This window comes from Micromonospora sp. NPDC048040 (assembly GCF_055587185.1).
Genome location: NZ_JBVJGT010000002.1, coordinates 241,092 through 254,047, shown reverse-complemented (window position 1 = coordinate 254,047; position 12,956 = coordinate 241,092). Strand labels below are relative to the sequence as shown.

Annotated in this window: 13 protein-coding genes; 8 read left to right on the top strand and 5 right to left on the bottom strand. The window is 74.2% G+C overall.

What is annotated here, in order from left to right; all coding sequences use genetic code 11:
• Positions 1 to 60 precede the first annotated feature (60 nt).
• Both ACZ6O2_RS03435 and ACZ6O2_RS03430 read left to right on the top strand, forming a co-directional pair.
• Positions 61 to 1,032 (top strand): NAD(P)/FAD-dependent oxidoreductase, encoded by a 972-nt coding sequence (locus tag ACZ6O2_RS03435; protein ID WP_350703416.1) that lies wholly within the window; start codon positions 61 to 63, stop codon positions 1,030 to 1,032.
• 66 nt (positions 1,033 to 1,098) lie between these two features.
• Entirely contained in the window at positions 1,099 to 2,691 is a 1,593-nt protein-coding gene (locus ACZ6O2_RS03430) for a hypothetical protein (protein WP_466021868.1), read from the top strand.
• Positions 2,692 to 2,709: 18 nt separating this feature from the next.
• On the opposite strand, the gene ACZ6O2_RS03425 is transcribed toward ACZ6O2_RS03430, so the two are convergent.
• Positions 2,710 to 3,408: a TetR/AcrR family transcriptional regulator gene (locus tag ACZ6O2_RS03425; RefSeq protein ID WP_350703413.1), complete on the bottom strand. Its 699-nt coding sequence runs from the start codon at positions 3,406 to 3,408 to the stop codon at positions 2,710 to 2,712.
• 141 nt (positions 3,409 to 3,549) lie between these two features.
• Between ACZ6O2_RS03425 and ACZ6O2_RS03420 the strand changes: the two genes are divergently transcribed.
• Positions 3,550 to 4,494, top strand: coding sequence for an NAD-dependent epimerase/dehydratase family protein (locus ACZ6O2_RS03420; RefSeq protein WP_466021867.1), 945 nt, complete (start codon positions 3,550 to 3,552; stop codon positions 4,492 to 4,494).
• 91 nt (positions 4,495 to 4,585) lie between these two features.
• Here the strand turns inward: ACZ6O2_RS03420 and ACZ6O2_RS03415 are convergent, their stop codons facing one another.
• Together ACZ6O2_RS03415 and glpX are read right to left on the bottom strand one after the other, a co-directional pair.
• Positions 4,586 to 5,563, bottom strand: coding sequence for a DMT family transporter (locus tag ACZ6O2_RS03415; protein WP_466021984.1), 978 nt, complete (start codon positions 5,561 to 5,563; stop codon positions 4,586 to 4,588).
• Positions 5,564 to 5,577: 14 nt separating this feature from the next.
• On the bottom strand, positions 5,578 to 6,612 hold the full coding sequence (gene glpX, locus ACZ6O2_RS03410) for a class II fructose-bisphosphatase (protein WP_350703409.1): 1,035 nt from the start codon (positions 6,610 to 6,612) through the stop codon (positions 5,578 to 5,580).
• Positions 6,613 to 6,765: 153 nt separating this feature from the next.
• Between glpX and ACZ6O2_RS03405 the strand changes: the two genes are divergently transcribed.
• The 3 genes from ACZ6O2_RS03405 (at position 6,766) to ACZ6O2_RS03395 (ending at position 9,489) form a co-directional block, all read left to right on the top strand.
• Entirely contained in the window at positions 6,766 to 7,464 is a 699-nt protein-coding gene (locus ACZ6O2_RS03405; RefSeq protein ID WP_466021866.1) for a DUF4245 domain-containing protein, read from the top strand.
• A gap of 113 nt (positions 7,465 to 7,577) precedes the next feature.
• Positions 7,578 to 8,393, top strand: coding sequence for a hypothetical protein (locus ACZ6O2_RS03400; protein ID WP_350703405.1), 816 nt, complete (start codon positions 7,578 to 7,580; stop codon positions 8,391 to 8,393).
• A 241-nt stretch (positions 8,394 to 8,634) separates the two neighbouring features.
• Entirely contained in the window at positions 8,635 to 9,489 is an 855-nt protein-coding gene (locus tag ACZ6O2_RS03395) for a hypothetical protein (protein ID WP_466021865.1), read from the top strand.
• A 79-nt stretch (positions 9,490 to 9,568) separates the two neighbouring features.
• Here the strand turns inward: ACZ6O2_RS03395 and ACZ6O2_RS03390 are convergent, their stop codons facing one another.
• The gene (locus ACZ6O2_RS03390; protein WP_350678613.1) at positions 9,569 to 9,781 is read right to left on the bottom strand and encodes an exodeoxyribonuclease VII small subunit; all 213 of its coding nucleotides are present in this window, start codon (positions 9,779 to 9,781) and stop codon (positions 9,569 to 9,571) included.
• 37 nt (positions 9,782 to 9,818) lie between these two features.
• Positions 9,819 to 11,039, bottom strand: coding sequence for an exodeoxyribonuclease VII large subunit (gene xseA, locus ACZ6O2_RS03385; protein ID WP_466021864.1), 1,221 nt, complete (start codon positions 11,037 to 11,039; stop codon positions 9,819 to 9,821).
• A 178-nt stretch (positions 11,040 to 11,217) separates the two neighbouring features.
• Between xseA and ACZ6O2_RS03380 the strand changes: the two genes are divergently transcribed.
• Together ACZ6O2_RS03380 and ACZ6O2_RS03375 are read left to right on the top strand one after the other, a co-directional pair.
• Positions 11,218 to 12,204: a 4-hydroxy-3-methylbut-2-enyl diphosphate reductase gene (locus ACZ6O2_RS03380; protein WP_350703400.1), complete on the top strand. Its 987-nt coding sequence runs from the start codon at positions 11,218 to 11,220 to the stop codon at positions 12,202 to 12,204.
• A 44-nt stretch (positions 12,205 to 12,248) separates the two neighbouring features.
• Positions 12,249 to 12,692, top strand: coding sequence for a hypothetical protein (locus ACZ6O2_RS03375; RefSeq protein WP_466021863.1), 444 nt, complete (start codon positions 12,249 to 12,251; stop codon positions 12,690 to 12,692).
• Positions 12,693 to 12,956 lie beyond the last annotated feature (264 nt).

Below are 12,956 nucleotides of genomic sequence, written 5' to 3'. Positions count from 1 at the left end.
CCGGCCCTACCGTCGGGATCAGCACGCGTTGATCCGTGAGCGGAAAGCGACGGTACGCCCATGCGCGAGGTCGATGTCGCGGTGATCGGGGCCGGTCCGGCCGGGTTGTTCGCGGCGTACTACGCCGGTTTCCGCGGGCTCTCCGTCGCGGTCGTCGACGCGCTGCCCGAGCCCGGCGGCCAGATCACCGCCATGTACCCGGAGAAGCTGATCCACGACGTGGCCGGCTTCCCGGCGGTCAAGGGGCGGGACCTGATCGCCAACCTCGTCGCCCAGGCGGCGCCCTTCGACCCGCGCTACCTGCTCGGCACCCGCGCCGAGAAGCTCTCGTACGCCGACGGGCGGCCGGTGCTCGGCCTCGCCGGGGGCGAGCAGCTCGGCTGCGGGGCGGTGATCGTGACCGGCGGGCTGGGCAGCTTCACGCCGCGCCCGCTGCCGGTGGCGGAGCACTTCGCCGGTACGGGGATCGTCTACTTCGTACCGCAGCCGACCGAGCTGGCCGGCCGGGACGTGCTGATCGTCGGCGGCGGCGACTCCGCCTTCGACTGGGCGCTGACGCTCCAGCCGCTGGCCCGCTCGGTGACGCTGGCGCACCGGCGGGAGAAGTTCCGCGCCCACGCCGCCACCGTCGCCCGGGTGCTGGAGCTGCCGGTGCGCGTGATCGTCAACGCGGAGGTGACCGGGCTGCACGGCGACGGGGCGGTGACCGGCGCCGAGATCACCGTACGCGGCGGCGCCGCCGCCGAGCTGCTTCCGGTGGACACGGTGGTCGCCGCCCTCGGCTTCACCGCCGACCTCGGCCCGCTGGCCGAGTGGGGGCTGCGGCTCGACCGCCGGCACATCGTCGTCGACAGCGCGATGGCGACGAACCTGCCCCGGGTCTTCGCGGCCGGCGACATCACCGAGTACCCGGGCAAGGTGCGGCTGATCGCCACCGGCTTCGGCGAGGCCGCCACGGCGGTGAACAACGCGGCCGTGGCCATCGACCCGAGCGCGCACCTCTTCCCCGGGCACTCCTCCGACGGCACCTGACGCACCGGTACCGGATGCCGCCCCGGCCGTGGCCGGATCGAGATCAATGGCTGCGACGGTGGGCGGATGAGCGTCCCGGCTCCACACCGTGACGGCGCGCCGGCGACCCTGGCCTGGCTGGGGCACCCCGCGACGGTCGCCGCCCTCGTCCTCCTCGTGGTCAACGACCACCTGCTCAAGGCGGCCTTCCCCGGCGCGCTGACCGGCAAGCTCAGCGACGTCGCCGGCCTGGTCCTCGCGCCGCCGCTGGTCGCGGTGCTGCTCACCCTGCTGGCGCCGCGGCTGCCGGCCCGCACCGCCGCCGGGCTCGGGCTCGGTCTCGTCGCCGCCGGCTTCACCGTGGTCAAGTCCAGCGGGTACGCCGCCACCGTCGCCTCGGCGGCCTGGAGCGCCGTCAGCGGGCCCTCGCTGATCCGGGCGGACCGCACCGACCTGCTCGCCCTGCCGGCCCTGGCCCTCGCCGGCTGGTGCTGGGCCCGGGCGCGGCGGGAGCCGGTGCGGCGGCGGTCCGCCCGGCTGGTCCGCCTGCTGGTGCTGCTGCCGGCGGCGACGCTCGCGGTGGCGGCGACCAGCCCCGTCCACCATCCCGACGCCGTCCGGGCAGCGGTCCTCGACGAACGGTTGGCGGCCGGCATCGGCCACGGCTACGCCGACCAGGTCTTCGGGAGCACGCCCGACTGGCGGGTGAGCGATGACGCCGGGGTGACGTGGCGCGATCCGACGCGGAGCGAGATCGAGGCGCTGACCGGCACGAAGGGGTCGGTCGCCGGCCCGGTCAGCCGGGGCTGCTCGACCGCCGTGCCGACGCGCTGCTACCGGGTGGTCCCCGGCCGGCTCGCGGTGGAGCAGAGCGACGACGGGGGCCGGAGCTGGCACCCCGCCTGGGCGGTGACCGAGGCGCAGCGGGCCGTGCTCCTCCGGCAGTACCCGGACCCGGGGCCGCGGGGGGAGCGGATCGCCGCCCAGGAGTTGACCGTGCGGGACACCGGCGACGGCCGGCACGTCGTGCTGGTGGCCAACGGTCGGGACGGCTTCGCCCTCCGCCGGCCGGACGGGACCTGGGAGCGACTCGGCTTCGTCGACGCTCAGGTGGGCGGGTACCCGTTCGACGGACGCCCGCCGGCGCTCGGCCGGAGCACTCCGGCGGACCGGGGCGCCGATCCGCTCCTCGCCCTGCTGGCGGGGCTCATGCTGGGCGTGTCGGTGCTCGCCGTGTCGGGCGCCCGGGCGGGGTTCCGGGTCGGGAACGGGCCCTGGCTGCCGACGTGCCTGGCCGCGCTCGGGGCCACCGCCTGGGCGCTGCTGGCCGTCGTCTGGCCGGGCGAGCTGCATCTCTGGCCGGCTCTCCTCGCGTGGCTCCCGGTCCTGCTGGGCGTGCTGCTGTTCGCCCTGGTGCCGGCCTGGTCGCGGGGCGCCTCCGGTCGGTGGACCCTGGAGGTTCTGCTGGCCACCGCCCTGACCCTGGCGCTGACCGCACTGCCGCTGGTCGGCTGGCTCTACGGCCGGCCCGCGTACACCCGCACGGCTCTGCTGCTCGCGGCGGTGGCCACGGTGCCAGGGCTGCTGCTGGGCTGGCGGGCGGCCCGGCTGGTCGGAGCGTCCGCCGAGCCGGTCGATCCGCCGTGGCCGGCGCCGCGTCCCGCCGGGCCGCCCCGCTGACCGTCGCGCGGGACGGCTTCAGCCCGTTCGGGGAAGCCCGATCAGGTCGGCCATCAGTGCCGTCTGATGGTCGAAGTACGCGTCCCGATGCGGCAGCGTGCGGTTGATCCGGCCGAACAGCTCGAAGCTGATCAGCCCGAAGAGCTGGGTCCAGCCGGCCATGCCCCGGGCGAGCAGTGTCTCGGGCAGCTCACCGCCCAGCATCCCGGCCAGGTCCGCCAGGTCGGCGCGGAGCGGCCCGGCCATCTCGGCGGCCGGTGGCGGGTCGAGCCGGCCGGCGTCGAATCCGTCGCGGAGGATGCCCATCAGGGTCAGCGGCGGTCGCTGGGCGGGGCCGATGGTGTCGTCCGGGGCGGCGTAGCCGGGCACGGGGCTGCCGTAGAGCAGGGCGTACTCGGCGGGGTGGGCGAGCGCCCAGCCGCGGGCCGCGCGGCAGGCGGCGTGCCAGCGTCCGCGCAGGTCGAGGCGGTCGCATCCGGCGTCGGCCGCCTCCACGGCCTCGCCGAGCGCGTCGTACGCCTCGATGATCAGCGCGGTCAACAGCTCGTCGCGGCTGGGGAAGTAGCGGTAGATCGCCGACGAGACCATGCCCATGTCCCGGGCGACCGCACGGAGTGACAGGTTGGCGCCGTCGCTGGCGAGGTGTCGCCGGGCCACGGCCTTGATCTCGTCGATCATCTCGGCGCGGACCCGGGCGCGGATGGAGGGTGCAGCCATGCCTCCACCCTGCCACGGATGAGAGCGCAGATCAAAACCGAGAGCAGTGCTCTTGACGAAGGGCGCGGTCGTGGGTCATGCTTGGCGTCGAACGAGAGCGCCGCTCTCGAAAAGAATCGCCGTTCTGAAAGGTGACTCCTGATGGCACTGCACGTGATCGTCGGCGCCGGCCCCGTCGGCACCGCCACCGCCCGCCTCCTCGCCGACCGGGGCGAGCGGGTGCGGCTGGTGACCCGCCGGGGCGGCGGGCCGGAGCACCCGGCGATCGAGCGGATCGCCGCGGACGCCACCGACGCCGACCGCCTCACCGCGGCGGCCACCGGCGCGGCGGCGCTCTACAACTGCGCCAACCCGGCCTACCACCGGTGGACCACCGACTGGCCGCCGCTGGCCACCGCACTGCTCACCGCCGCCGAGCGGAGCGGGGCGGTGCTCGCCACCGTCGGCAACCTCTACGGCTACGGCCCTGTCGACGCCCCGATGACCGAGGCGACGCCGCTGCGGCCGAGCAGCGTGAAGGGGCGGGTCCGGGCGCAGATGTGGGCCGACGCGCTCGCCGCCCACGAGGCGGGCCGGGTCCGGGTCACCGAGGTGCGGGGCTCGGACTACCTGGGCGCCGAAGCCCAGTCGCTGCCAACCATGCTGGTGCTGCCGCAGGTCCTGCGTGGCCGGCGCGCGCTGGTGCCGGCGGACCTCGACGCGCCGCACAGCTGGACGTACGTGCCGGACGTGGCCCGCACCCTGGTGGCCGCGGCCACCGACGAGCGGGGCTGGGGCCGGGTCTGGCACGTGCCGACCGCGCCGGCGGTCTCGATCCGTGGCCTGGCCGCCCGCGCGGCCACGCTCGCCGGGGCGCCCGCGCCGAAGCTCATTCGGATGCCTGGGCCGGTGCTGTGGCTGGGCGGGTTGTTCGACCCGGCCGCGAAGGAGATGCGGGAGATCGCCTACCAGTTCGACCGGCCGTTCGTGCTGGACTCCACCGCGGCCGTCGCGACCTTCGGCATCGACCCGACCCCGCTCGACGACGCCCTCGCCGACACCGTCGCCGCCCTCCGCGCCCGGCCGGCTCCGGCGCGCGCCTCCTGAGCCCCAGCGGGTCCGTTCCGCGGGCCAGCACACCGCCACGTCCGTTCCGCGCGGGCCGGCGCACCCGCCGGGTCCGTTCGACGCGACGACGTCAGCGGGCCGGGCCGTCCGGTTGGCGGGGCGCGGCCGGGGCGAGCGCCGTGACGAGGACCGCGACCATGGTCAGCGCCGCGCCGAGCAGGGTGGTGAGGCCCGGGTGGGAGGCCGCCGTCGTGGGCCGCAGCACGTCCAGCAGCACGGCGCCGACGATCTGACCGGCGATGGTGGCCAGGCCGAGCAGCAGCACGCCGGTGAACCAGACGATCGCGGCGGCGATGGCGATGAAGACGATCCCGATCGGTCCACCCAGGTAGAACCAGGGCTCGGTGGGCAGCTCGCCCGCCGGCCAGCCCCGGACCGCGACGTCGACGGCGAAGGTCGCCAGCAGGGCCGTCGTCCCGGCGGTGAAGTTGACCAGCGTGGCCGTCAGGGCGCTGCCGGAGGCCATCCGCACCCGGCCGTTGACCGCCTGCTGCCAGGCGATGGCCACCCCCGCGAGCAGCGGCAGCAGCGCCAGCCCGAGGGTGCCCGGGTCGCCGACCCGGTCGCCGACGGCCAGCAGGACGGCGACCACGGTCAGCGCCGCGCCGGCCAGCCGCTGGGCGGTGACAGGCTGGCGCCCGTTCGGGCCGACCCCCGCCCGGTCGACGGCCAGGCTGCTGCTGGACTGGCCGGCGACCACCGCCACGGTGAACACGGCCACGCCCAGGGCGCCGATGGTCAGCCCCTGCGCGGCCACCAGCAGGGCGCCGCACACCCCGCCGAGGCAATGCCACGGCCGCAGCGTGCCGTCGGCGAGCGCGCCACGCAGGGCCACCAGTCCCCGCCGCCCACCCGGGGTGGCGGGAACCAGCACCAACAGCACCAGCAGGCCCACGCCGAACGAGACCACCGCGGCGGCGATCCCGTCGGACAGTCGTACGCCCAACTCGCCGTTGATCCGGGACTGAACGGCCACGGCGACCCCGGAGGCGGTCGCGAGGCCCACGCCGGCGATCCGGCGGGTCGCCGACGGGGCCGGCGGGGCCATCGTCCCGGTGGCGGTCACTCCTGCTCGGCCAGGGGGCGACCGTCGAAGTCCACCGCCGAGTAGAGGGCCAGCTTCTCCAGCCGGTGGTACGAGTCGATCACCCGGATCGTGCCGCTCTTCGAGCGCATCACGATCGACTGGGTGTACGCCCCGCCGGCCCGGTAGCGGACCCCGCGCAGCAGGTCACCGGAGGTGACCCCGGTCGCCACGAAGAAGCAGTTGTCGCCGGTGACGAGGTCGTCGGTGGTGAGCACCCGGTCCAGGTCGTGCCCGGCGGCGAGCGCCTTCTCCCGCTCCTCGGCGTCGCGCGGCCAGAGCTTGGCCTGCATCGCCCCGCCCATGCACTTGAGGGCGCAGGCCGCGGTGATCCCCTCCGGGGTGCCGCCGATGCCCATCAGCACGTCGACGTCCGACTCGCCGCGGGCGGCGGCGATGGCGCCCGCGATGTCGCCGTCGGAGATGAAGCGGATGCCCGCTCCGGCGCGCCGGATCTGCGCCACCAGGTCGTCGTGCCGGGGACGGTCCAGGACGCAGACCGTCACCTCGGAGATGTCGCCGCCCTTGACCTTGGCGATCCGGCGCAGGTTGTCGGCCACCCCGGCGTTGATGTCGACCACGTCGGCGTAGACCGGGCCGACCGCGAGCTTCTCCATGTAGAACACGGCGCTCGGGTCGAACATGGCCCCGCGCTCGGCGACCGCGAGCACGGCCAGGGCGTTCGGCATGCCCTTGCTCATCAGCGTGGTGCCGTCGATCGGGTCGACCGCGACGTCCACCTCCGGCCCCGTGCCGTCGCCGACCTCCTCGCCGTTGAAGAGCATCGGCGCGTTGTCCTTCTCGCCCTCGCCGATCACCACGACGCCCCGCATGGGGATCGAGTTGATCAGTTTGCGCATCGCGTCGACGGCGGCCCCGTCGCCGCCCTCCTTGTCGCCCCGGCCGACCCAGCGGCCGGCGGCCATCGCCGCGGCCTCGGTGACCCGGACCAGGTCGAGGGCGAGGTTGCGGTCGAGATCCTGTGGGATCCGCGTCCTGGTGGTGTTGGTCATGACGGCTCCTCCTCGCGACGTTGCGGGGCGGCAGGGTGCGGCGTCGCCGCTGCCGGCTGTGTCGCTGATCCTCACACGATGGCTGACCGGGCGCCGTGCCGGGGCGGTGATGGCCCGGATACGGCCGGTCGGGCGGTGCGGGAAGATGACGGGGTGGAACCCGCACAGCCTGCCGATCGCGTACCCGCCGACCAGACGCCGCCGGACGGTCAGCCGCCGGTCGCCCCGACCCCGGCCGCCGCCGTGCCGGAGGGCGAGCCGGCGCTGGCGGAACCCCCCGCCGCGCCGGTCGGCGAGGCGGAGACGGGTGAGCTGCCCGCGCCGCCGCCCGCAGTCGACGCCCGCAAGTCGGAGCGGTCGCCGAAGGACATGGCGCTCTCGCTGCTCGTGCTGCTGATCCCGATCGCCCTGCTGCTCGCCTTCTACCGGGGGTTCCTCGGCGGCGACCAGCCGGTCACGGTCGACCCCGCGCCCGCCGTCGAGTCGGCCCGGGCCGCCAACGCGTTCCCGGTCAGCGAGCCGGTGGAGCTGGGCGACGGGTGGCGGACGGTCAACGCGACCTTCCAGAACGTCGAGGGCGGGGTGACTCTGCGCCTCGGCTACCTCACCCCCGAGGGGCGGGGCGCGCAGCTGGTGCAGAGCAACGTGCCGCCGGAGCGGCTGCTGCCGGCCGAGCTGACCGCCGAGGGGCAACCCCAGGGGCAGACCGACCTGGGCGGGCGTACCTGGCAGCGGTACACCGCCCGGGCCAACGAGCAGGCGATGGTGCTGCTCGAACCGAACCGGACGGTGATCGTGGTCGGCGACGCCCGGGACAACGAGCTGCGACACCTGGCCGGGACGATCCGGTAGCGGGCGGCCGTCGAGGGCCCCTGGGCGTCGGTCCCATCGGCTACGCTGCCCCGGCTCACCTCCCGGCGACCGCGGTCGGCCGGGTGCTTACCGTTCTGCGAAGAGAGACAACAGTGAACATTCGACGGTGGAGCGTCGGCGTGCTCGCCGCCACCCTGCTCGTTCCCGGCCTGGCCGCCTGCAAGTCGGACACCGCCGAGTCCGGCGCCGCCGGCTCGTCCGCGTCGTCGGCCCCGGCTGTCCCCGCCGACCCGAAGGAGGCGATGCTCGCCTCCACCAAGGAGATCGAGAAGGGGAACTTCAACTTCACCATCGCCGGTGACGGCATCAGCGGCAAGGGCTCGGTGCACAAGCCCAGCAACAGCGCCCAGTTCACGATGAAGGCCGACGACGGCTCCGGCACCACCTTCGGTATGGAGATGATCTACATCGAGCCGGAGAGCTGGGTGAAGATCGACCTCGGCGAGCTGGGGGCGATGATCCCCGGCGCCGACAAGGTGAAGGACAAGTACCAGCACCTCGACCAGTCCAAGGTCAAGGACGCCGGCGAGCTCAGCCTCAACATGAAGGACGTGGACCCGGCCGGCACCGCCGTGCTCGCCAAGGGCATCACCGAGGTGCAGAAGACCGGCGAGGGCAGCTACGCCGGCAAGCTGGACGCGTCCGCCGTGGGCGACGGCTCGGCCGCCCTGGACTCCGACCAGGTCAAGGCGCTCGGCGCGCAGGCCAAGTCGCTGTCCTTCACCGCCAAGCTGGACGACCAGGGTCGGCTCACCGAGCTGGTCATCTCGGTCCCGGCGGCCGGTGACACCAAGGCCCACGACATCACGGTCACCTACGCCGACTACGGCAACGCCACCACCCCGCAGAAGCCGGCGGCGGACCAGGTCGTCGAGGCCCCGGCCTCGACGTACGAGATGTTCTCGTAACACCGGCACGACGGAAACGGGCGGCTCCGGCCGCCCGTTTCCGCGTATCGGCGGTCACCCGACCGGGGGAAACCGGACAGACCGGTGATTGTGCGACGCGGTGGCAGGGAACAACAGGGGAGCGGGCCCGCCCGGCCGCTCCGGCAGCCGGCCCCCGGGCTCGCGCGACGTAGCCGACGCGGTGCGTCGCCCGGTTTCCGGCGCCGTCAGGTGCGTCGGGTGACCCACGTGGGAGACACGCATGACTCTTCGACGCCTGAGCGCCGGCCTGGTGGCCGCCGCGCTGTTCACTCCCGGTCTGGCCGCCTGCAATGCCAGCGGGGCGCCGGAGGCGGGCTCGTCCGCCTCCCCGTCCGTGTCGGCGTCCGGCACGGTGGCGGCCTCCGGCGCCGCGACCCCGGTCCCCGGCGACGCCAAGCAGGCGCTGCTGGCCTCCACCCGCGAGATCAGCAACGGCAACTTCCGGTTCACCATGTCCGGCGCCGGCTCCACCGCCGAGGGGCAGGTGCACGAGCCCAGCCAGAGCGCCGAGATGCGGGTGACGATCGGCCAGCCGGCCGACGACCTGTTCATGAAGCTCGACCTCATCCACGCCAAGCCGGACAGCTGGGTGAAGCTGGAACTCGGCGGCACGACCGCGGGCAGCCTGCCGGGCGTGCAGAAGCTGAACCTCGGCAAGTACCAGCACCTCGACCAGACCCGGATCAAGGGCAACCGGAACCTCGGCTTCGACTTCGACAAGGTCGACCCGGCGGGCAGCGAGGTGTTGACCCAGGGCATCACCGAGGTGCGACAGACGGGCGAGGGCGCGTACGCCGGCACCATCGACGTGTCGAAGGCGGCGCAGGCGGGTTCGGTGGACCCGGCGGTGGTCACGGCCCTCGGGGCGCAGGCGAAGTCGGTGCCGTTCACCGCGAAGCTCGACCCGCAGGGGCGCCTCAGCGAGATGGTCATCCAGATCCCGGCCGCCGGCCAGACGAAGGCGCAGGACATCCGGATCACCTACTCGGACTACGGCAACGCCGCCGCCGCGCAGAAGCCGCCGGCGGGCCAGGTGGTCGAGGCGCCGGCCGAGCTCTACAACCTGTTCAACTGACGCGCGCCGCGTCGATCATGGGGTTTGTGGTGGTGACATTCGTCCCCCCACAAACCCCCGTGATCGACGCGCGGGGGCGTCAGGAGGCGGGCTCCTGCCGCGCCGCGTCGATCCGGGCGCGGGCGCCGTCGAGCCAGCGCTGGCAGACCTCCGCCAGCTTCTCGCCGCGCTCCCAGAGCGCCAGCGACTCCTCCAGCGTCGTGCCGCCGGCCTCCAGCCGCTCGACCACCGACGCCAGCTCGGCGCGGGCCTGCTCGTAGCTGAGGCGCTCGTCCTTCTTCTCGTCAGTCATCGCTGCCATCCCACCACATCGTGCCTGCCCTACCCGTTCAGCCGTCGACCGTGGCGGCCAGTTCGCCGTCGGCGAGCCGGACCCGCAGCGCGTCGCCCTTGCCCACCTCGGACGCGGCCCGAACGACGTGCCCGTCGGCCCGCTGGACGATGGCGTAGCCCCGGTCGAGGGTGGCCGCCGGCGAGAGGGCACGCAGCCGGGCCAGGGTGTGCCGCAGGTCGTCGTCGGCGGCCGCGAGCCGGTGGTCCAGGCAGCGCCCGGCCCGTTGGCGGAGCCCGGTCAGGTCGGTGGCCCGCTGGTCGACCATCACCTGCGGGCGGGCCAGCACGGGCCGGGAGCGCAGCCCGTCGAGCCGGTGCGACTCGCGGTCGACGAGGTTGCGCACCGCGCGTTCCAGGCGGTGCCGGGCCTGCCGGATGAGGCGTACCTCCTCGGTGAGGTCGGGGACCACCCGCTTGGCCGCGTCGGTCGGCGTGGAGGCGCGCAGGTCGGCGACGTAGTCGACCAGCGGCGCGTCCGTCTCGTGGCCGATCGCGCTGACCACGGGCGTGCGGCAGGCGAACACCGCCCGGCAGAGCGCCTCGTCCGAGAAGGGGAGCAGATCCTCGATGCCGCCCCCGCCCCGGGCGATGATGATCACGTCGATGGTCGAGTCGGCGTCCAGCACCTTGAGCGCGTCGACGATCTGCGGGACCGCGCTCGGCCCCTGGACGGCCACGTTGACCGTTCGGAACTCCACGGCCGGCCAGCGCCGGCGGGCGTTGGTCAGCACGTCCCGCTCGGCGGCCGACGCGCGGCCGGTGATCAGCCCGATCCGGTTGGGCAGGAACGGCGGCCGGCGCTTGCGGGCCCGGTCGAAGAGCCCCTCGGCGGCGAGCAGCTTCTTGAGCTTCTCCAGCCGGGCCAGCAGCTCGCCGAGGCCGACCTGCCGGATCTCGTCGGCGCGCAGGCTGAGCGTGCCCCGGGCCGCGTAGAACTCCGGCTTGGCGTGCAGCACCACCCGGGCACCCTCGCGCAGCTCCGGCGCGCCGGCGTCGAGGACGTCCCGGTTGGTGGTGACGGTCAGGCTCAGGTCGGCCGACGGGTCCCGCAGGGTGAGGAAGACGGTGGTGGCACCCGGCCGGCGGCTGATCTGCGCCACCTGCCCGTCGACCCACACCCAGCCCAGCCTGGCGATCCAGGCGCCGACCTTCTGGCTCACCACCCGGACCGGCCACGGCTCCTCGGGCGTGCTCCGCCCCACCTCGCCTGTGCTCACCCGCCCACCCTACGGCCCGCCGCCCGGACTCGGTTGATCATGAAGTTGTTGCCCTGCCGACGGCGTGTCGCGGGCAACAACTTCATGATCAACGAGGTGGGTCAGGGCGGGGGCGGGCCGCCGCTGTGGTGGTGGTCGCAGTCGGTTGCGCCGTCCGGGCGGCACGTACGATGGGTGGGTGACTCAGGCTGAAGCGACGTCCCGGACCGGCAAGCGCGTGCTCCTGGCCAAGCCCCGCGGCTACTGCGCGGGCGTGGACCGCGCGGTGCAGACCGTGGAGGAGGCGCTCAAGCTCTACGGCGCCCCGATCTACGTACGCAAGCAGATCGTGCACAACAAGCACGTCGTGCAGACCCTGGAGGCCAAGGGCGCGATCTTCGTGGAGGAGAACGAGGAGGTGCCGGAGGGTGCCACCGTCATCTTCTCCGCGCACGGGGTGGCGCCGGAGGTCTACGAGCAGGCCCGCACCCGCTCGCTCAAGGCGATCGACGCGACCTGCCCGCTGGTCACCAAGGTGCACCAGGAGGCGAAGCGGTTCGCCGCCGAGGACTACGACATCCTGCTGATCGGCCACGAGGGGCACGAGGAGGTCATCGGCACCTCCGGCGAGGCCCCGGAGCACATCCAACTCGTGGACGGCCCGGAGGACGCTGACAAGATCACCGTCCGCGACCCGAACAAGGTCGTCTGGCTCTCCCAGACCACCCTCTCGGTCGACGAGACGCTGGAGACGGTGGCCCGGCTCAAGAAGCGGCTGCCGATGCTCCAGTCGCCCCCCAGCGACGACATCTGCTACGCCACCTCCAACCGTCAGCACGTGGTCAAGGAGATCGCGCCCGAGTGCGACGTGGTGATCGTCGTCGGCTCGCGCAACTCCTCCAACTCCGTACGCCTCGTCGAGGTCGCCCTGGACGCCGGCGCGCGGGCCGGTCACCTCGTCGACTTCGCGCACGAGATCGACGACGCCTGGCTGGAGGGGGCGCGCACGGTCGGGCTGACTTCGGGCGCCAGCGTCCCGGACGAGCTGGTGCAGGAGGTGCTCGCCCATCTCGCCGGGCACGGGTTCACCGACGTGGACGAGGTGGTGACGGCCAACGAGCGGCTGACCTTCTCGCTGCCGCAGGAGCTCAAGCGGGACATGAAGGCCGCCGCGGCCCGCGGCTGACCCGGCAGGGAACGGCGCCGGGCTTCGCTGCGTCCGATACGGGTATGAGGACCTTTCGGCTCGCCGCCTCCGCGCTGGCCGTCTGCGTGGCGCTGGGCGCCTGCGGCGGCCAGGACGGTGGCGGCGGCATCCCCACCCCCAGCCCGACGGGAGCCCCAGTGACGACCCCGCCCAGCCCGGATCCGACCACCCCCGGCGCACCCCTGGCCAGCGACGACGCGAGCGGTCCCGTCCTGCCCCCACCCACGAAGCGCCCGGGCGGGCCGACCTCGTCGCCGCCGGCGGGCGGCACCACGCTGACCGGGACGGTCACCCCCGGGGTCGAGCCCAACTGCCTGCTGCTCGGCAACTACCTGCTGATCGGCGGCCCGCGCGACGTGCTGAAGCCCGGCGCGAAGGTGACCGTCACCGGTCGGGTCCAGCCCGACCTGCTCACCACCTGCCAGCAGGGCACGCCCTTCCAGGTCGACACCGCCCGCCGCGGCTGACCCGCCACCCGCGCGCACGCGGCGGGCCGCGTCCCGCCGCGTGCCCCTGTCGAGCTGCCCCACGGATAGGGGCAGGGCGGGCGGTGTCCGGCCCGTCGGTCCGCCGCCTCGAACCGGTCTCATGGACGGGGCAGCTCGACAGCGCGGCGTGGACAATGCCCCGTCGCCCCGTCGCCCCGTCGCCCCGTCGCCCCGTCGCCCCGTCGCCCCGTCGCCCCGTCGCCCCGTCGCCCCGTCGGCTGGTTGGCCGTGGTCGGACCCACG

Bases quoted from the DNA above. Each gene is read 5' to 3' on its own strand.
- ACZ6O2_RS03435 (WP_350703416.1), top strand. From the start codon at position 61: ATGCGCGAGGTCGATGTCGCGGTGATCGGGGCCGGTCCGGCCGGGTTG.
- ACZ6O2_RS03430 (WP_466021868.1), top strand. From the start codon at position 1,099: ATGAGCGTCCCGGCTCCACACCGTGACGGCGCGCCGGCGACCCTGGCC.
- ACZ6O2_RS03425 (WP_350703413.1), bottom strand. From the start codon at position 3,408: ATGGCTGCACCCTCCATCCGCGCCCGGGTCCGCGCCGAGATGATCGAC.
- ACZ6O2_RS03420 (WP_466021867.1), top strand. From the start codon at position 3,550: ATGGCACTGCACGTGATCGTCGGCGCCGGCCCCGTCGGCACCGCCACC.
- ACZ6O2_RS03415 (WP_466021984.1), bottom strand. From the start codon at position 5,563: ATGGCCCCGCCGGCCCCGTCGGCGACCCGCCGGATCGCCGGCGTGGGC.
- glpX (WP_350703409.1), bottom strand. From the start codon at position 6,612: ATGACCAACACCACCAGGACGCGGATCCCACAGGATCTCGACCGCAAC.
- ACZ6O2_RS03395 (WP_466021865.1), top strand. From the start codon at position 8,635: ATGACTCTTCGACGCCTGAGCGCCGGCCTGGTGGCCGCCGCGCTGTTC.
- ACZ6O2_RS03390 (WP_350678613.1), bottom strand. From the start codon at position 9,781: ATGACTGACGAGAAGAAGGACGAGCGCCTCAGCTACGAGCAGGCCCGC.
- ACZ6O2_RS03375 (WP_466021863.1), top strand. From the start codon at position 12,249: ATGAGGACCTTTCGGCTCGCCGCCTCCGCGCTGGCCGTCTGCGTGGCG.